General features: G+C 46.9%; 16 protein-coding genes. 5 read left to right on the forward strand and 11 right to left on the reverse strand.

The genetic code is table 11. The features are described from left to right. Positions 1-47 precede the first annotated feature (47 nt). The 4 genes from QUB37_RS06460 to QUB37_RS06475 all read right to left on the reverse strand — a co-directional run bounded on the left by QUB37_RS06460 (position 48) and on the right by QUB37_RS06475 (position 5,923). Positions 48-2,087, reverse strand: a complete 2,040-nt coding sequence (locus QUB37_RS06460; protein WP_333160231.1) for an acylase — start codon at positions 2,085-2,087, stop codon at positions 48-50. Positions 2,088-2,506: 419 nt separating this feature from the next. Then, positions 2,507-3,580, reverse strand: a complete 1,074-nt coding sequence (locus QUB37_RS06465) for a hypothetical protein (protein WP_333160233.1) — start codon at positions 3,578-3,580, stop codon at positions 2,507-2,509. A 102-nt stretch (positions 3,581-3,682) separates the two neighbouring features. Beyond that, positions 3,683-5,200 (reverse strand): TonB family protein, encoded by a 1,518-nt coding sequence (locus tag QUB37_RS06470; RefSeq protein ID WP_333160235.1) that lies wholly within the window; start codon positions 5,198-5,200, stop codon positions 3,683-3,685. 588 nt (positions 5,201-5,788) lie between these two features. Then, positions 5,789-5,923 (reverse strand): hypothetical protein, encoded by a 135-nt coding sequence (locus QUB37_RS06475; protein WP_333160237.1) that lies wholly within the window; start codon positions 5,921-5,923, stop codon positions 5,789-5,791. Between the two features lie 46 nt (positions 5,924-5,969). Here QUB37_RS06475 and QUB37_RS06480 point away from each other — a divergent pair, with 46 nt between their 5' ends. Both QUB37_RS06480 and QUB37_RS06485 read left to right on the forward strand, forming a co-directional pair. Then, positions 5,970-6,629 (forward strand): MotA/TolQ/ExbB proton channel family protein, encoded by a 660-nt coding sequence (locus QUB37_RS06480; protein ID WP_333160239.1) that lies wholly within the window; start codon positions 5,970-5,972, stop codon positions 6,627-6,629. Continuing rightward, positions 6,613-7,014 (forward strand): biopolymer transporter ExbD, encoded by a 402-nt coding sequence (locus QUB37_RS06485; protein WP_333160241.1) that lies wholly within the window; start codon positions 6,613-6,615, stop codon positions 7,012-7,014. The genes QUB37_RS06480 and QUB37_RS06485 overlap by 17 nt, the downstream gene beginning before the upstream one ends. Before the next feature lie 236 nt (positions 7,015-7,250). On the opposite strand, the gene hemL is transcribed toward QUB37_RS06485, so the two are convergent. Beyond that, positions 7,251-8,549, reverse strand: a complete 1,299-nt coding sequence (gene hemL, locus QUB37_RS06490; protein WP_333035451.1) for a glutamate-1-semialdehyde 2,1-aminomutase — start codon at positions 8,547-8,549, stop codon at positions 7,251-7,253. A gap of 349 nt (positions 8,550-8,898) precedes the next feature. Here hemL and hisIE point away from each other — a divergent pair, with 349 nt between their 5' ends. Further along, positions 8,899-9,549, forward strand: coding sequence for a bifunctional phosphoribosyl-AMP cyclohydrolase/phosphoribosyl-ATP diphosphatase HisIE (gene hisIE, locus QUB37_RS06495; protein WP_333160243.1), 651 nt, complete (start codon positions 8,899-8,901; stop codon positions 9,547-9,549). A gap of 407 nt (positions 9,550-9,956) precedes the next feature. On the opposite strand, the gene QUB37_RS06500 is transcribed toward hisIE, so the two are convergent. After that, on the reverse strand, positions 9,957-12,080 hold the full coding sequence (locus QUB37_RS06500; RefSeq protein ID WP_333160246.1) for an iron uptake porin: 2,124 nt from the start codon (positions 12,078-12,080) through the stop codon (positions 9,957-9,959). A gap of 227 nt (positions 12,081-12,307) precedes the next feature. Further along, positions 12,308-13,558, reverse strand: a complete 1,251-nt coding sequence (locus QUB37_RS06505; protein ID WP_333160248.1) for an MFS transporter — start codon at positions 13,556-13,558, stop codon at positions 12,308-12,310. A gap of 320 nt (positions 13,559-13,878) precedes the next feature. Here QUB37_RS06505 and QUB37_RS06510 point away from each other — a divergent pair, with 320 nt between their 5' ends. Further along, on the forward strand, positions 13,879-14,385 hold the full coding sequence (locus tag QUB37_RS06510; protein WP_333160250.1) for a hypothetical protein: 507 nt from the start codon (positions 13,879-13,881) through the stop codon (positions 14,383-14,385). 434 nt (positions 14,386-14,819) lie between these two features. Here the strand turns inward: QUB37_RS06510 and QUB37_RS06515 are convergent, their stop codons facing one another. The 3 genes from QUB37_RS06515 to upp form a co-directional block, all read right to left on the reverse strand. Then, a complete protein-coding gene (locus QUB37_RS06515) occupies positions 14,820-15,113 on the reverse strand; it encodes a TMEM165/GDT1 family protein (protein ID WP_333082112.1) in 294 nt (97 codons plus the stop codon). Positions 15,114-15,173: 60 nt separating this feature from the next. Beyond that, positions 15,174-15,641, reverse strand: coding sequence for a TMEM165/GDT1 family protein (locus tag QUB37_RS06520; RefSeq protein ID WP_333160252.1), 468 nt, complete (start codon positions 15,639-15,641; stop codon positions 15,174-15,176). Positions 15,642-15,867: 226 nt separating this feature from the next. Next, positions 15,868-16,518, reverse strand: coding sequence for a uracil phosphoribosyltransferase (upp, locus tag QUB37_RS06525; RefSeq protein WP_333160254.1), 651 nt, complete (start codon positions 16,516-16,518; stop codon positions 15,868-15,870). Between the two features lie 7 nt (positions 16,519-16,525). Here upp and QUB37_RS06530 point away from each other — a divergent pair, with 7 nt between their 5' ends. Next, positions 16,526-16,729, forward strand: a complete 204-nt coding sequence (locus tag QUB37_RS06530) for a hypothetical protein (RefSeq protein WP_333160256.1) — start codon at positions 16,526-16,528, stop codon at positions 16,727-16,729. 20 nt (positions 16,730-16,749) lie between these two features. Here QUB37_RS06530 and QUB37_RS06535 read toward each other — a convergent pair whose 3' ends face one another. Beyond that, complete coding sequence (locus QUB37_RS06535) at positions 16,750-16,980, reverse strand: hypothetical protein (protein WP_333160258.1); 231 nt, start codon at positions 16,978-16,980, stop codon at positions 16,750-16,752. Positions 16,981-16,994 lie beyond the last annotated feature (14 nt).

The raw sequence follows: 16,994 nt of genomic DNA on the forward strand, positions 1-16,994 counted from the left end.
TTCTTCCTTCTTCCTTCTTCCTTCTTCCTTCTTCCTTCTTCCTTCTGCTAAAGTTTCTGGCGCGAACTCAGGTGAGCTTCAATTTCCGATCGCGATCGCCAGACAGGGCGCAATTCCTTGCGAGCAAAGAGCTGCGACTGATCGTCGGCGTGGGGCGAACCAGGTTGAGAGGCGTTGCCGTAACTGTTTAGCGCCATCGCTTTCACCGGATTCGAGAACTCAATCGCAGCGACAAAAGAATCGCCCGCAACCGCTTGAAAGCGATTGTCTTTCCCAGGAGCGAACCATACTGAGCGAAATACACCCAAATCACCGTCACCTCCATTTGCCGGCAGATTTGCTTCCCCAGGCAATCGGAAGACTTCGCCCCATGCGACATCTAACGCGCCATAAGTCGCCTCAACTTTGGTTGCTGTCGCTTCCAGCACCCGCACTGCCTCCGCAGGATTTGCCAACCCGTCTGGCGTCGTTAGCGGCGCATCTTCGCTCCAAGGTTTAGCGAATAACCGATCGTCATCCATCGCTTGTTTCCAAAAGGCAAACAGCACTGCACCGCGACTGTCGGCATCGACTTTGCGATCCCAAGTGGCGAGAACTTCCGCAGCGCGGCGCGCTTGAGCACTGGCTTGCCGTGCGACGGGAATTAAATCATCCAGGAGGCGATCGGCGAGTTCTACCTGAGTAGAATGTTTGTATTGCATCAATTCATCGAAAGAGATTTTTTCATCTTCTAATAGCATTTTTGCCGATCGCTGCGATCGCAAATCCATCGGGCCGCGCGGTGCCATGTAGGCGGGATATTTATCCGGTGCGATCTGCCTGGGAAACGTCGTCGTCCAGGGGGGATCGTTGGTATTTTGCAACCAACCGCTGGGCGGATCGACAACGCGCGGCAAATCCGCATAGGGATGATTTTTGCTCCACAAAGTCTCTGAGGTATTGCCTGCGATCGTGCCTGACCAGTATTTAAAATCTCCCTTTTTGCGTATGGGGACTTGACCGTTAAACAAGTGCATGATATGCCCCTCACGATCGGCATACATGACGGTAAACATGGGAATTTCCAAGCGCTTTAAAGCGGCTTCAAATTCAGAAAAATTCTTTGAGCGTGCCATATCCCACCATTGCTGAAGGGCTGCTGGTTTATCGAGTCCGACAACGCGCAGGGCGATCGCTTTGCCCTGTTTTTCTGTGATAATCGGCCCGTGAACAGAACGCCGCACTACTAGAGATTCCGATCGCAAATTCCCATTCTTTTCTTTGACTTTTAAAACCTTCTCTTCCCTGTCAAATTTTCGGACTTCGCCATCGAAGCGATAGCCATCGTTAGCGAGGGGCAATTCGTAGGCATCCCAGCCATCGTGAGTGTTGACAGTATGAGTCCATCCCAAGTTGTCGTTAAAGGCGATCGTTAATACAGGAAATCCGACGAGAGTCGCTCCGTAAGCGTTAATTTCTGGGGCAACCAGTTGTGCTTCGTACCATAAATATAAATCCGACCAAGGAAGGTGAGGATTTGCCAATAGCATGGCATTGCCGCTTTGAGAATGGGAAGGAGCGATCGCCCAACCATTAGAGCCTTTGGGAGTGTGATTTTCAGTGAGATTTTCAACGCGCTCTGGATCGACTACAAAAGTAAAATTAATGACACGCTGCTCGTGTGCCAATACATCTGCCGGTTTGAGGGGCAATGCTACCTTTAATTCTTCCGTGAGCGCCTCTGGGTGTTCTTTTGCATAGGCATTCATTCCGCCAACAAAAGCATCGAGATAGTTGCGAAAAATGGGAGTTTGTGATTCATACCACGCCTTTGCACGATTAGGAATTCCCATAGTTTGCACCCAGCGATCCGATTCCAGATAATCTTCGCCCCAAAACTCGGCAGCTTGCCCGCGAGCTTGCCCGTAAAGACGCAAAATCAGATTACCGTGACTTTGCATCTGCGCCCAGCCAAAAGCGTAGAAAAGGCTTTTAGTATTCTCTCCGTAAATGTGTGGAATTCCATAGGTATCCCAAAGAATTTGAGTGCCGGTTTCAGGTGCGGATTGAACCCCATTATTGAGGAGCAAAACTAAAATAAAACTCATTAATAACGAGGCAATCAGTCGGCATTGTTTTTTTAGTTGTAGAAACACTGGAAATTAATTGGCTAGGGTGGATTAAACTGAGACATTGCAGCCTTTTTAACAAGCTGTATGAACAAAACGCCGAGGATTTAAACCCCTTTTATGGAGAACAAGGGAAAAATTTATACCAAATCCGTTGCCCCAAAATGTAATCTATCTACGTCTATCTGAGTCGATATGCAGTTAAAAAAATAACTTTTCTTCGAGCTATCCAGAAAATCCTAAAAAAGACCCTGTGTAAATCGGATGTGAAATTAAAAACCCTCCGCTAGCTCACCAACTTGAAAAGCGCTATAAAACGCCGCTGTGCCTACTGTAAAGCGCCTTATGTTATTGGTGAGGAGGGGGGGTAAACAAGTAGGGCGAGATAGGTTATAAGGTTATTTTTTAATTTGACCTTGTTGCCAATTTCCTTCTACTTTCGTTCCATCTGCATAAATGTAGGAACCTTGCCCGTGTTTCTGGCCGTTGAGGAATTCACCTTGATAGCGATCGCCATTGGCGTAAATGCAGGTACCTTTGCCGTTGAACTGACCATCGCTAAATTCGCCTTCGCAGCGATCGCCATTCTTAAAAACGTAAACTCCTTTCCCGCTCATCTTACCCTTGACAAAAGTGCCTTTATAGCTATCTCCATTGGCGAACTCGCGGACACCTTCACCACTAAATTCTCCATTGTCAAACGGCCCTTGATAACGTCCCCCTTCTTTAAAAGTAAACAACCCCTGACCTTGAGTGTTGCCCTTGACAAACTCTCCTTCATAGCGGTTGCCATTCGGATATTCGCGAACCCCTTTACCGTGAAATTGCCCTTCACTAAATTGCCCCTCATAACGGCCTCCGACCGCAAAGGTATAAATTCCCTGTCCGTGAGGCAAGTTATTCAGCAACTCTCCTTCGTAGCGGTTCTTATTAGCATATTGACAGACGCCTTTGCCGTTAACTTTTCCTTCTTTAATATCTCCTTCGCATCGAGTGCCATTACTGAACGTAAAAGCCCCACGACCGCTGGGGGAACCACTCGTAAAAGAGCCTTCGTAACGAATGCCGTTAGTCGAGGTAAAAGTGCCTGTACCGTCGAACTCACCGTTTTTAAAAGTACCTTCGTAGCGGTTGCCGTTAGCAAATTCGCGGATACCTTGACCGTTGAATTCACCCAAGGCAAATTCTCCTTGGTATTTACCTTCTTCTTTAAAGGTATAGATGCCTTGACCGTGAGGTTGGCCGTTGAGAAATTGACCTTCGTAGCGATCGCCGTTGGCATATTGACAACTGCCGGGCCCGCTGAGTTTTCCCTCACTCAATTCTCCCTCGCAACGTCCGCCATCGGGTAAAGTAATTACTCCTGCCATTGCGCTGTGAGGGTTGGCAAACAACACAGCCATTCCCAAGTTTGAACCAAGTAATAGAGCGAGTCCAACTCGCTGAAGTTTACTTAATATTGCTGACGACATTCCCAAATTCATAATTCACAAAAAATTCAATTTTTAACTTTGCTATTCCTTGGACGGTGCTATAGAATTCCTAGCCAAATTGCTAGAGTTTCAAAAAAATCCCTATTCATCGAGCTGGAAGGTAATGGATGCTCTTTCTCCTTTAATGCCACTCTCTGATGAGGCAAGTTTCCATTTTTCTACTGCTTTAATCACTGCGCGATTCAAGTCGTTGTATTTGCTAGGAGTCGAGATCTTGATGTTGAATGGCTTACCGTTGGGGTCAATGTCAAACACGACTTCCACTTCGCCTTGCCGCCCTTCTTCTCTGGCTGCGCTCGGATATTCAGGTCTACCGCAGCTAATGCAAGAGTCGGGAAGCCGGCCGGAAGAGCCCGAAGGACTCCCCCCTCTTCCTGGATTTGTCGGTTTTGGCACTGGCCCCGAACCGCTACCAAATGGCCCTGATGAACCCCCGCCGCCATTTTCACCTCCACCGGGTGATGAGTTCGACGCACTTCCGACCGGGCTACCAGAGGAGGGGAGGTTTCCTACATCTGGGATCGCATTTCCAGAATTGCTGCCGCCTCCTGGCCTGGTAGGTATGACTGGCGATCCAGCCGCAGGCGATCGGGGCGATCGCCCAGAACCAGCCGCAAATGGCTCATCAGAAGGTATGTCGCCATTTTTGCTGGCACCGGCTGGTGAGTTCGACGCACTTGCTCCGGGGCTATCAGGGGAGGGGAGGTTTCCTACATCCCCGATCGCATTTCCAGAATTGCCACTGCCTCCTGGCCTAGTAGCTGTGACTGGCGGGCCAGCCGCGGGCGATCGCGCTAATGGCCCGGAAGAAGGATTTAATGGCTCTGAGGAAGGTTCCCCGCTACCCGCCGAAGCAGATGACGAGAGCGGGTTATTTTTTTCAGGGCTGTCGGAGGAGTTGGGATTTCCAGCATTTTTTGTAAAGTCTGGGAGACTCGCAGCACCCTTGGGGCGGGAGTCGCTAACGGGTGGTTCGCTTTTTGGAGGATCGGGCGAAGGGGTTTCGGGTTCCTGGGCGATCGGAGTTTTAGGAGTTTCTGGGGAATTTAAATCCTGTTGAGGTGCGGGGGAAGGCTCGATCGGAGTTGGTGGTGGAGTTACCGCTACCGGTGGCTCCTCTGGAATTGGTGGTGGAGTTACCGCTACCGGTGGCTCCTCTGGAATTGGTGGTGGAGTTACCGCTACCGGCTGCTCCTCTGGAATCGGTGGTGGCGTTACCGCTACCGGTGGCTCCTCTGGAATCGGTGGTGGCGTTGTGGCTACCGGTGGCTCCTCTGGAATCGGTGGTGGCGTTGCGGCTACCGGTGGCTCCTCTGGGGGAGTTGGCTCTGGTGGCGGTTCTGGTTTGAACGTCTCAGGCGGGGGAGATGCCTTTTCTGGAATAGTCGGCTCTGGCTGGGTTTCCTCTACTGTGGGCTCATCAAGCACAACAATTTCAATCGCATCCTCTTCAAATTCAGCAGGTTTGACCAAGTTGAGGCTCAACGGCAGCGCGACACAGTGCAGTAAGGCTGAGCCTAACAGACTGATCGCCAGAACTTTTTTGAGAGCTTCTTCTTGTTGTTGTCTTTGCGTAGCCGAAATATTTGAAAAACTCATGCCTTCTCACTCTCCTTTATGGATGGCAACATCCTCGCTGGCTCCCCGACATCACCCGAAACAAGCTACCAACTGCGGGTTGAGCTTGCTATCACTGATGAACCTACCCATCCTATAAGAAGACTGTCACCCTGTTCAAGACTCTTGCAATTAATTTTCATTATTTAATTTTGAGATTCCAACTAGAGGCTACCAATCAGCATTTCTTTTGGGGGCGTCTACTTTGCTCTTAGGGGCGGTGTCAATGTTCTGGTTCTGGCAGGGCAATGTTCCAAAATGCCTTAACGGCAATACTCTAGCCCCTAATTTACCAACAAATTTCCACATTCTCAAGCTTTTCATAAATTTATTCAGTTAACAAAAACTAATTAAAACTATTGCAAATAATAAACAATTGTTATTATAAGGTATGGCTCATGACTTGACAAACCCTGAAGTTTGTGAAAATCTAGTTGAGAATCTTTTAAATTATTGAAGATTATTGTCAAGTCCTAACGCAAATATTTAGCAAAGAAGCACTGGCAGAACAATCTGTCGCGATCTCGATCGAGATCACAGTAGGAGCATTTTGGGTTCAGACGAAGATAGTCACATACAGGTAGTGCGATCGCGCTTGCGATCACGCTTGCGATCGCGCTTGAGTGAAAAAATTCGCAGTCTGAATCCATTGTGCCGACTTGACGCAGAAACTCTACCAACCTTCGATCGGGCTAATTGCAGCATTAGGCAGCTTGCGATCATTCAACAGAGCTAGCGAGAGTACAAATCAATGGATGCTTTCATTTACATTTTTCGCGCCGCAGGCATTGTTGCTTGGCCGCTATTGGCCTCCTCAATCGCAGCAGTCGCGCTGATCATAGAGCGTCTTGCCTTTTGGTTTAGGGTAAATCGGCGGCAGCGGCGAGTCGTGCGAGAAGTGCTACAGCTTTACAGTCAAAACCCCGATTCCGCCATCAAAAAGTTACAAGTAAACGGCGATTTGCCCCTAGCCCGGATTTTTTTAGAAGCTTTAGAATTAGACTCGCCCAACATCGAAGAATTTCGTTTGGCCTTAGAGAGTGGCGCTCAGGCAGAAATCCCCATCCTGAAGCGATTCAATACAATATTTGACACCATTATCAGCCTTTCCCCACTATTTGGGTTGCTCGGAACAGTTTTGGGGTTAATTACCACCTTTGCCTCCCTCAAACTGGGGAATGCCACGGGTACCAATGCCACAGGTGTTACTTCTGGGATTAGCGAAGCCCTCGTTTCTACGGCAATAGGGTTAGTTGTGGCAATCTTTACACTCTTATTTGCCAATATGTTTCGCGGGTTTTACTTACAGCAGATTGCTTTTATTCAGGAAGCTGGAGGTCAGCTAGAGTTAATGTACCGTCACCGCTACGAAAAACTACCAAGAGAATCTAACTATGCGCCTACCCGATGAACCTGATAGTATTCCCCAGATTAACATCGTGCCAATGATTGATGTGGTCTTCGCCATATTGACGTTTTTAATTGTTTCCTCTCTGTCTTTATCCAAATCCGAGGGTTTGCCCGTAAATTTACCGAAAGCATCAACGTCTCAAGTTCAGGACTCGCCTGCTAAAATTACCGTCACGATTGATGCTCAGGGAAAATTAATGGTTGATAAAAAGTTAGTCAACTTAGACCAGATTGAGAGTACGGTGCGACAGGTGATGGGTTCAAATCAGAACTCCTTAATTGTGTTGAATGCGGATAAAAGCGTCAATCACGGAAATGTTGTGGAAGTTATGGATCGATTACGCCGAATTAAAGGAGCTAAGTTAGGGATTGCTACCGCAAAGTAGAGAGCTTCTATAATTACTAATTTTTAATTTCCCCACACCCTTAAACAGGAATTACCCCGTGAAAACTTACTAAAAAAGCCTGTAAACCTGGTTAAAAGGTAGTCTTGAATAGACTGTATGATTCAGGACTTTATTTGATAAAACAGTTAAAAATTAAAGTCCTTACTGCCAACAAACAGCAAGGACTTTAATTATTTATTCCTGAGTTTTAAGGACAAAGATCCTTACTACACACGTTAAATACTTGCCATCACTTCACGCGCTGCAGCCAAAGTTCGATCGATATCTTCCTCAGTATGAGCCAAAGAAGTAAATCCAGCCTCAAACTGCGAAGGAGCAAGATAAATTCCGTGTTCCAACATTCCCCGGTGAAAGCGGCTAAACTTCGTCAAATCCGACTTCTTAGCATCCTCGTAATTGTGAACCGGGCCAGCCGCAAAAAACAAGCCAAACATCCCGCTAATTTGCCCGCCCCAAACCGCGTGTCCAGCTTCCTTAGCAATTTTTAGCAATCCGTCAGACAGTTTTTTGGTAATCTTATCCAACTGTTCGTAAGTGCCGGGTTTTTGCAGCAATTCCAAAGTCTTAATCCCAGCAGTCATCGCCAAAGGATTTCCCGAAAGCGTACCCGCTTGATACATCGGGCCAGCAGGAGCCACCATCCCCATAATATCCCGCCTTCCCCCGTAAGCTCCCACCGGCAAACCGCCACCGATAACTTTACCCAAAGTAGTCAAATCCGGGGTGACACCGAATCTTTCCTGAGCTCCGCCGTAGGCGATGCGGAAACCGGTCATTACTTCATCAAAAACTAACAAAGCACCGTTATCTTTAGTAATTTCCCGCAAACCTTCGAGAAAACCTGCATCCGGGGTAATAAAACCGGCATTCCCCACCACTGGTTCGAGAATTACGCCTGCTATCTCGCCGGGATTTTCGGCAAATAAAGCTTTGACTGCTTCTAAGTCATTGTAGGGAGCGTTGAGGGTATTGGCAGTAGTGGATTTCGGGACGCCCGGAGAGTCGGGGAGGCCCAGAGTTGCGACGCCGGAACCGGCTTTTACCAAGAACATATCGGCGTGCCCGTGATAGCAGCCTTCAAATTTAATCAGTTTATCGCGTCCGGTGAAAGCTCGCATCAGCCGCAAAACGGCCATACAGGCTTCGGTGCCGGAGTTGACAAATCGCACCATTTCAATGCTGGGAACGGCATCGATGACCATTTCGGCGAGTACGTTTTCCAACAGCGATGGTGCGCCGAAACTCGTACCTTTTTCTAAAGATTCGTGCAGGGCTTTGATGACTTCCGGGTGGGCGTGGCCGCAGATGGCTGGGCCCCAAGTGCCTACATAGTCAATGTATTGGTTTTCGTCCACATCCCAAATGTAGGCTCCTTTTACCCTGTCAAAGACGATGGGCTGTCCGCCTACGGATTTGAAGGCGCGGACGGGGGAACTGACGCCACCTGGCATCAACTTCTGGGCTGCGGCGAAAATTTCTTCTGATTTGGTCGTTTTCAAGGTTGTGGAAACCAATGTTTTCTCCTTAGTGAACGTCTGTTGTTGGTAGAATAATTTTAGAGCCAGTTCAGCATAAAGGTTATGTCTATTCAAGGAAACTATTCTAGTAGATTTTAGGGTACAAACCAATGAGTAGCAATACTAGCTTGGGTTTTTCAAGCTTTGTAGCACCCGCACCGTGAAGCGAAGCTATCCCGTAGGGAATCGCCCTAAAATGTAATTTTTTGTAAAATAGTTCTTGACAATTTAGCCATCAGTTGCTCAATCTTCTCTCTTCCTCTCCCTGCTCTGCGTTCTCTGCGGTTAATAAAAAAAATCTCCCACAGGAAAGCGTTAATCTATCTTACCAAGTTGAAATAAAATTATGTCTACTACTGATTTATCAAGTTTGAGCCGATCGATCCCAATTGAAAAGATTCGTTACGACGATCGCGGTTTAGTGCCTGCGATCGTCCAAGATTATTTGGACGGTACGGTGTTGATGATGGCGTGGATGAATCGGGAGTCGCTGCAAAAAACGCTCTCTACCGGGCAAACTTGGTTCTGGAGTCGTTCTCGTTCCGAATTGTGGCCCAAAGGCGCAACTTCGGGACACGTTCAAAATGTCAAAGGGCTGCGTTACGACTGCGATAGTGATACTTTGCTAGTCACTGTCGAACAAATCGGAGATATTGCTTGTCACACCGGAGAAAGAAGTTGTTTTCACCAAGTTGATGGGGAAATTTCACCGCCGCCAGGGGATATGTTATCTCAATTATTTGCCGTAATTTGCGATCGGCGCGATCATCCTAACGAAAGTTCTTATACTTGCAAATTGTTCGAGGGCGGCGACAACAAAATTCTCAAGAAAATTGGCGAAGAGTCGGCGGAAGTTGTGATGGCTTGCAAAGATGACGACAAAGATGGAATTGCTGGAGAAGTTGCGGACTTATTTTATCACGCTTTGGTTGCTTTGGCTCACCATCAAGTTGATTTAAGAGCAGTTTACCGCAAATTGGGCGATCGACGAAAATAATCGGTAATTGGGAATTGGTAATTGGGCATCGATAATTGGTAATTGATAATTGCCCTCCTGGACGCATTCCGACTCCTCGAAACCGGGTTTCGACTTCGCTCAACCAGCAGGTTTTTTACCGAATCTGCTGGTTGAGCGAAGTATTTTCGCCCATCAACCCGGTTTCTGGGCCCCCAGGTGTAAATCCTGTGTAATTGAGGGTTTTAACCAAATAAGTCCTGGGCGAACTCCGAGTGAAGAAACCGGGTTTTTTACCAAGTCTGCGATGCTCTAACGAACTATTTTGCTAAAAAAACCCGGTTCCTGAACCCCCATACGTACTCGTGCGTAAGTCCTATCTAGGTTAGCACTGCTTAAGCGGCAACAGCATCAATTCCTGCCAATTGCAGATAGTGTCGCGACTCCATTTAGAAGGTAAAAGTTGTCCGCAGGACTCCCACCCCTACGGTGTCATTATCCTTAGTTCCTTCAGGATTGAACAGCACAAAAGCTCCGGGTGTAATGCTGATATTATCGTTGACTTTGAAGCGGTAATAAGCTTCTAAATGGTAAGGAGTTGCTTTGTTTTGCTGAAAGCGAGCACCGCCACTTACTGAATCGCGATCGAGTGGCTGTCCAAACAGAATACCTGCATTATTACCCTGTGCGAACAAATCTCGGAAATGGAAACCTACCATCCAACTGGTGAAAGTTGTAGAAGCATTGCTTCTTTCAGCGTCAGCAACTATCCAACCTCCATAGGTAGAAACAGCAATTTTCGGAGAAAACCGCCAAGTTGCGGTACCGCCAAAGGAATTGAGCCTCACGCCACCGTTAACAGGTTCTCTATCTGATCCCAAAATAGAACCCAAATCGGCATCACCTAATCCTGTAGCAAGAATATTCAATTGGTGGCGACTGTAAGCGTAATTTAAACCTATGTCGATACTGCTGGTAGGTTTAATCGTTAACTGCGCCGCAGCCACCGTACTTCCCTCAAAAGCACCTGCTCCTAAAGGCGTGGCTGGAAAGCCTAAATCAGCGGGCAATGCTGCATTCACACTGCCGTACAAAGCTGTGAGATTGACTTTTTTGGAAACGTTCCAAATAAACCCGCCTGCTGATGCCAAACCGGTGCCAGAAGTGCCTCCGGATACGCGGACTACAGGGTTGTAACCTGCAAACCTAGAGATAGCTTCTTGTCCTTCTCCGGCAAAGGGAGTAATAGCTTGAAAAGCATCAGAAGTTTCAGCTTTTGGGCCGGCAAATAAAGTGATGCTGTTAGAAACTGGAAAAACGTAAAGCAGTTTGTAAAGTTCAACAGCATTGGCGTCAATGCTAGATAGAGTCTGAGGATTAATTCCGGGAAATTGCGGTTCAAAACTCAGTTTGGCTTGACTGTCGGACAAACCGCTAAATGCCCCTGTTGACAAACCTAAATTAGGTCCGAAGCTGCGAATGTTGTAAGCTTGCAAGCCAGTTATCAGCGTATCTTTGCCTGTAAAACTGGTCAGCAGATTCAAGCGCAATCGGTAGTTTAAGACTGTTTCAGTCTCCCTGCTATTGTTTTTGGTAGTGTCGGCAACGCTAAAAATTGCTTCGCCGCTGAGTTTAGTTGTTGTCGAAAATTGATTGGCTTCTAGTTCGGCGGTACGGGATTCTAAAGCATCGACTCGACCCCGCAAAGTGGCTAATTCTGCTGCAAATTCTTCTTGCAATCTTTGCAGTTTGCTTAAGTCTTCCTTGGTTGCTAAGTTGGTTGTACCTGATTTAATTAGCTCAGTAACTTTATCCAAGCAAGCGTTTAAACCTGCGGCAAATTCGTAGCGAGTCATTGCCCGATTGCCTCGGAACGTGCCGTCTGGATATCCTGCTATGCAGCCGTATCTTTCTACTAGAGATTGCAGGGCTTGAAAAGCCCAGTCCGTCGGGCGCACGTCGGAGAGTTGAGATACAGAGGTTACTTGCTGGAGTTCGCTGGATTCTGAAGTTTCGCTGTTGGTTGCTGCGGGTTCTAAGGAAGCGCTGTTTTCGATTTCAGCTAACTTTTCGGAAGTAGAAGTTTCTGTTTGGGCAATTACTGGTGCAGGGTTAGGGGTGGGAATGACAGATGTTTTTTCTGTGACTTCTACTGGTGCCTGCGAGTTTTGGGAAGGGGCAACAGATACTTGTTCTGTGACTTCTGCTGGGGCTGGGTTTGCTGGTTTTTCGGCTAAGTTTAATGAGTTTTCCCCGGGATTTTCTGCGGTTAATGCTGCTGTTTCGGGCAGATTCAGGTTGGCAGTTTCTTGGGGGAGATTGGCGAGTTGATTGGTTGTTGAGACGGTGTTGTCAAATTGCAGCCACTCAACTAATTTTAACTCGGATGTTTCAGGGGCTTTGACCTGATTTTCAACAGTTGTATTCAGGCTAATTTTAGCCTCTGACTCTTTTAACTCTTCACTACCTAATGTCTTTTTTTCGGCGGGAGGCATCGCTGCCAATGGTAAAGAACAGGCAAGTATATACAGTAAACCTACTGCGCCCGCACTAAATAGTAGATGTGCTTTCACTAGAACTCCTCACAAATTGGATGGTAAAATTGCTATTAGCTTCCTAGGAATTGTAAACCTATTTAATATCGCCAACCACAAAGTTTTGAGTTAATATTTTTTATATGTCTAATAAAATAAGTAAAACAACCGCCTGCGATCAGAGCTTAAGACCGCTAGGCATTTTTTGCGAGTTAGTTATTTATCTATCGGGTGGATTAGATTATCACAAAATTGTATTTTAGCAACTATTTTTTTAACATTCGATCGAGCTTTTGCAAAATAACCACAGCCGCAATCACACTAAGAGCCAAACCCAACCAAAAATTATCCGCCGCCCATTTACCTCTATCCAAAGCCAAACCGCCCAGCGGTGGCCCGATTAAATAGCCGATCGCCCAACACTGAGAATTAACAGCCAAATACACGCCCCGCAAAGACTCCGGCGCTAAATCCACCACCAAAGCAGAAGCAAAAGGCGTATAAGCAACAGTCGCAACCGACAAAAAGCTCAAGCCTAAAACAGCTAAAAATAGATTGCCAGTGGCAGCCATTCCCGTCAAGCCGATCGCGATAAATCCCATTCCCCACAGCAACGCAGAAATCATCAAAGCTTTTGGACAAGAAAACCGCCTCAAAGCTTTAACAACAGGCAGTTGCAAAGCCACAGTTAAAAACGTGCTAAAAGCAAACAAAACGGTAATTGTACCTGTTGAAAAGCCTGTTCCCGTCCCCACCGCGACAAACTTGCTAAAGTACAGCGGCATTGTGGTTTGGATTTGGGAAATATATAAGGTGAACAGAGTATTTACTAAAGCATAAACTAGAAGACTTCGATCGCTCAGCGCCACCATCCAACCATTTTCCCGATTTTTTTTGCCTCTATCCGCTGGATTAGCTGGTTTGTAGGTTTCGCCGATCGCGATCGCCACCACCGCAAACAGCACTAAAAACGAGATACCATCAATAATAAAGAGCGATCGATAATTACCCGTTACCTCAATCAACAAACCGCCCAAAATAATCCCAACTTGCAAACCCAAATTATCCGCCAGTCGTGTCAAAGCAAAAGCTTCCTGTCGCTGTTCGCCCTCGGTTAAATCCGCCACCATCGTCTCCGTTGGAGGCCAATACAAACCAACGCCAAAACCCATCAGTAAATTGCCCGCAATTAAGCCGGGGAAATCATTAGTCCCCGCCAGTACAAAAGAAGCAGCCGCCGAAATAATTGTCGCCAGCAGTAAAGTTCGGCGCCTTCCCCAAAATTTGGAATCGCAAAAAGAACCGCCCAAAATTCTGCCGAATATTCCCGAAACTGAACCGCTACCCAAACCAATCCCAACAGCAGTAGCAGATAAACCGACGCGATCGACAAAAAATATCGGCGCGTAAAATAAAGTAAAACCGGTGCCGCTTTGGGAGAGGAATCTGCCGGCGGCAAGAATCCAGACTTGAGGGGGGAAGCGGGGCAACCAAGAGGATAATTGAAATTTAGGCATATACAGTTAAATTAGGAGTTATTTCTGGACGCTGAAACCTGGTTTTTTATAAAAAATACGTTACGGTGTTTAATCAGAGTCAAAAACAGGTGTCTTTGCTCGCAGTGCATAAGTCCTGTGAGTAATTATTAATTTATTCCGTACTTTTTCCGAATTAGTATTAGTTAACCGAGGTGATGATCAACATAAGTGAGCTTAACAATTCTTCAGCGTCTGTTACACAAAAGTTACCATTAATTTAAAAATACTTAACAGAATTTTAGAAAAAAGTTAGTTAAACTCTAGAAAAGGCAGAAGAAAATTTTAGAGGGTCTAATTATATGACAGCTATTACAACATCAAGAGTGGAATCAATCAAACCGCGCTGGCAAGCAATTGTCATGGTTGCCCTAATTTTCTGGCTCAGCGTTAGCCTGGTTTTGGATCTAGTCATTATGCCCAGTCTCTACGTATCTGGCATGATGACATCTCCCGAGTTTACAACGGCCGGCAATTTAATGTTCTGGGGATTCAACCGCGTTGAGTTAATCTGTTCGGGCCTGGTGACAACGGGTTTGATGGTTTTGAGCAATTTAGTCGGTGACTTCGGCAAGCGCAGCCGCACAGCAATTTTATTATCATTGGTACTTTTGGCGATCGCCCTGATTGACACCTACGCCCTGACACCCCAAATGAGCGCCTTGGGAATGCAGCTAAATCTGTTCGATTCCGCAGCAGAAGTACCCGCTGGGATGAATCTACTGCACCAAGGCTATTTTGCATTGGAAGCCCTGAAGTTGGCTGTCGCCGGTACGCTGCTGGGCTGGTGCTACCAAAACCAAGTTTAATCGACACAATCCTCAGATGTTGAGTTGAGAAAAAGTCAACCTTTAGCAGCGGGCATGAATTCACGCCCGCTGCTAATTTTTTTTAAATTTTAACGCGATCGTAAACACCGGATTTGATATTCATCGGCGTTAATCTGTGTTTATCTGCCCTCATCTGCGGTTAAAAAAAGAGAATTTCTTGGGCCGCAGATGACAAGGGATTGACGCTGATTCACGCAGATGAAAAGAATAGAGAGATGAATAATCTCCGATGCTAACAGATTTGATCTAACTATACTTTCAAGTTTCCTGAACCCGCGCAAAAACGGATAGTTGCGAACTACTCCTGTGGTGGAAAAATCAAAATTTTAGACTCTTGTTCAAACTCCCAGATTCATCTGTAGAGTAAATCTAAAATCTAAAATCTAAAATCTAAAATCGACTGAGGACACGCCTTACTCGGATGCTTCCGGTAAATCTGCTTTTGGCCACAGCAAGCGCAAGCCCATTACCGCAAATCCGATCGCTGCGAGTCCCTTTACCAGTCGTTCCGGCAACACCTCTGCCGTGCTGAAGCCAATGCCCACACCGATTAAACTCGCCAGCAGCAGGGCCGACGCGGTGCCGAAAAATACAGCCCGCGGCGAGTTACAACTACTGCCCAGGGCGATCGCAGCTAATTGACTTTTGTCTCCCAATTCTGACAAAAACACTGTAATAAAACTGATGCCCAAAAGTTGCCAGTCCATGTTTTTTTAGTTCTTAGTTAGCTATTGTAGAAATCTAGGACTTACCGACAAGGCAGACAATTAACCCAGCACTTCCCACAGCAGAACCGCCGAAATCGTCAGTAAAATCACTCCGGCTGCTCTCTCCAAAGTTCTCGGAGCAATCCGACTAGCCAGCCACCTTCCCAGCAACACCCCCAGCAAACTGGTTGCTATCAAAGCCGAACCCGCACCCACAAACACGATCCAAGGATTTCGAGATTCAGCCGTCATCAGCAAAATCGCGAGCTGAGTTTTGTCTCCAATTTCAGCTAAAAAAATAGTTGCAAAAGTCGAAGCAAAAATTGCCCAGTGCTTGGGCTTCAGTTTCTTTTGTTCCTGACAAATATCGGGATTGATAGTCCCTGAGAGTTCAGCGGGCTCCGGGGTTAAAGCAGCACAAATCTCAGTAACCTCTTTTATTTGTAGTTGTACCTGTTGTGGCAAATCATAATTGAGGTTTACTGAGTCAGAAGCAGACAAGCTTGGCGGAACAGAATCAAGTTTCACGGGCAATGAGTGCTAAACGCTATTTATTTTTGACTTGTACTTTTGATTCTAACTTTCTCGGTGCCTGCTTTTACCAAACCAGGGTCATCTTTTTCCCAGGAGATTTAAGCAACTCATTCCTGGAACCACTCACCGCGCCCAAAAAGGGATACAAGCCCCCAGATTTATCTGTCTAGTCAATCTCAAATCTCAAATCTCAAATCTCAAATTGACTGACTGACTTGCTTCATGTGCCGTAAGTTCGATCGCCCGCATCTCCCAAACCAGGTACAATAAAGCCCTGTTCGTTGACTATTTCGTCGATCGTTGCGGTGTAAATCATCAAACTGGGGTACTCTGCACTCAGCCTCTTCAAAGCCGGAGGAGCAGCCACCACAGAGATAATCCGAATCAAGCTCGGGTCAATTCCCCGCTTCGTCAATTCCTGCATTGTCGCTATAATCGTCCCGCCAGTCGCCAGCATCGGCTCGCTAATTATCACCCGCGTTTGCGGGATAAACTGCGCCGGCAATTTGTTCAAATAACAAGTCGGTTGCAGCGTCTCCTCATTTCTTGCCATGCCGAGGTGGTAAACCGACGCCAGCGGCACAACCGTCTGAATTCCGTCGAGCAGTGCCAAACCTGCCCGCAAAATCGGTACCACAACTAACGGAGCTTCCGGGTTGATAAAAGTTGCCGGACATTCGCCCAAAGGAGTCTGCACCGTTGTTTCCACTGTCGGCAGCCATTCTCGAATCGCCTCGTAAGCCAGCCACCTTCCCAATTCTGTCATTGCAGAACGAAAAAGTACCGATGGGGTAGCGGCGTCGCGGGCAACAGCCAGCCAGTGTTTAATTAACGGATGCGGGGGAACGTAAACGCGCAGTTGCAGGGACATTAGGAAATTGGGGAGATTGCTAGGTTTGAGGGATTTTATGCGGTGCGATCGATCTTCTTCGAGGGCTTCGACAACCGGCGATCGATCGCTCTGTGCAACTTATCACATCCTTGAGGGCGCATACAAGCCAGAGATTGAGTTAGAACCCATTCGCCGATCGACCTCCATCACCTTATTGAAATATTTTTCCAATAGTATTGACATTAATTAGCAACAAGGATATAGTGATTTTTAGTGTTCTCCTCTCAAAGGATCGGCAGACGGGGGCAGTCGGCAATGGTAGACTGTTCCCGCATTTTTTTTTGAAGCTGGGGCATTGAGCGTTGGGCATCGGCCAAACAGGGCATCGGGCAAACAGGGCATCGGGCATTGCCGAACTTCGGTCTTCTTGACATCCGTTACATCCGCTACATAATCCGTTGCCGAACTTCTTGCTTCGGGAGCGATCGACTGTAAAATCATAGAAATATTAAGAT

This window comes from Microcoleus sp. AT3-A2 (assembly GCF_036705685.1).
Classification (GTDB): domain Bacteria; phylum Cyanobacteriota; class Cyanobacteriia; order Cyanobacteriales; family Microcoleaceae; genus Microcoleus.

Excerpts from the sequence above, each read along its gene's own strand:
- upp (WP_333160254.1), bottom strand. The coding sequence starts at position 16,518 with ATGTCCCTGCAACTGCGCGTTTACGTTCCCCCGCATCCGTTAATTAAA.
- QUB37_RS06515 (WP_333082112.1), bottom strand. The coding sequence starts at position 15,113 with ATGGACTGGCAACTTTTGGGCATCAGTTTTATTACAGTGTTTTTGTCA.
- QUB37_RS06510 (WP_333160250.1), top strand. The coding sequence starts at position 13,879 with ATGACAGCTATTACAACATCAAGAGTGGAATCAATCAAACCGCGCTGG.
- QUB37_RS06485 (WP_333160241.1), top strand. The coding sequence starts at position 6,613 with ATGCGCCTACCCGATGAACCTGATAGTATTCCCCAGATTAACATCGTG.
- QUB37_RS06460 (WP_333160231.1), bottom strand. The coding sequence starts at position 2,087 with ATGAGTTTTATTTTAGTTTTGCTCCTCAATAATGGGGTTCAATCCGCA.
- QUB37_RS06475 (WP_333160237.1), bottom strand. The coding sequence starts at position 5,923 with ATGCTGCAATTAGCCCGATCGAAGGTTGGTAGAGTTTCTGCGTCAAGT.
- QUB37_RS06535 (WP_333160258.1), bottom strand. The coding sequence starts at position 16,980 with ATGATTTTACAGTCGATCGCTCCCGAAGCAAGAAGTTCGGCAACGGAT.
- hisIE (WP_333160243.1), top strand. The coding sequence starts at position 8,899 with ATGTCTACTACTGATTTATCAAGTTTGAGCCGATCGATCCCAATTGAA.
- QUB37_RS06480 (WP_333160239.1), top strand. The coding sequence starts at position 5,970 with ATGGATGCTTTCATTTACATTTTTCGCGCCGCAGGCATTGTTGCTTGG.
- QUB37_RS06505 (WP_333160248.1), bottom strand. The coding sequence starts at position 13,558 with ATGCCTAAATTTCAATTATCCTCTTGGTTGCCCCGCTTCCCCCCTCAA.
- QUB37_RS06465 (WP_333160233.1), bottom strand. The coding sequence starts at position 3,580 with ATGTCGTCAGCAATATTAAGTAAACTTCAGCGAGTTGGACTCGCTCTA.
- QUB37_RS06470 (WP_333160235.1), bottom strand. The coding sequence starts at position 5,200 with ATGAGTTTTTCAAATATTTCGGCTACGCAAAGACAACAACAAGAAGAA.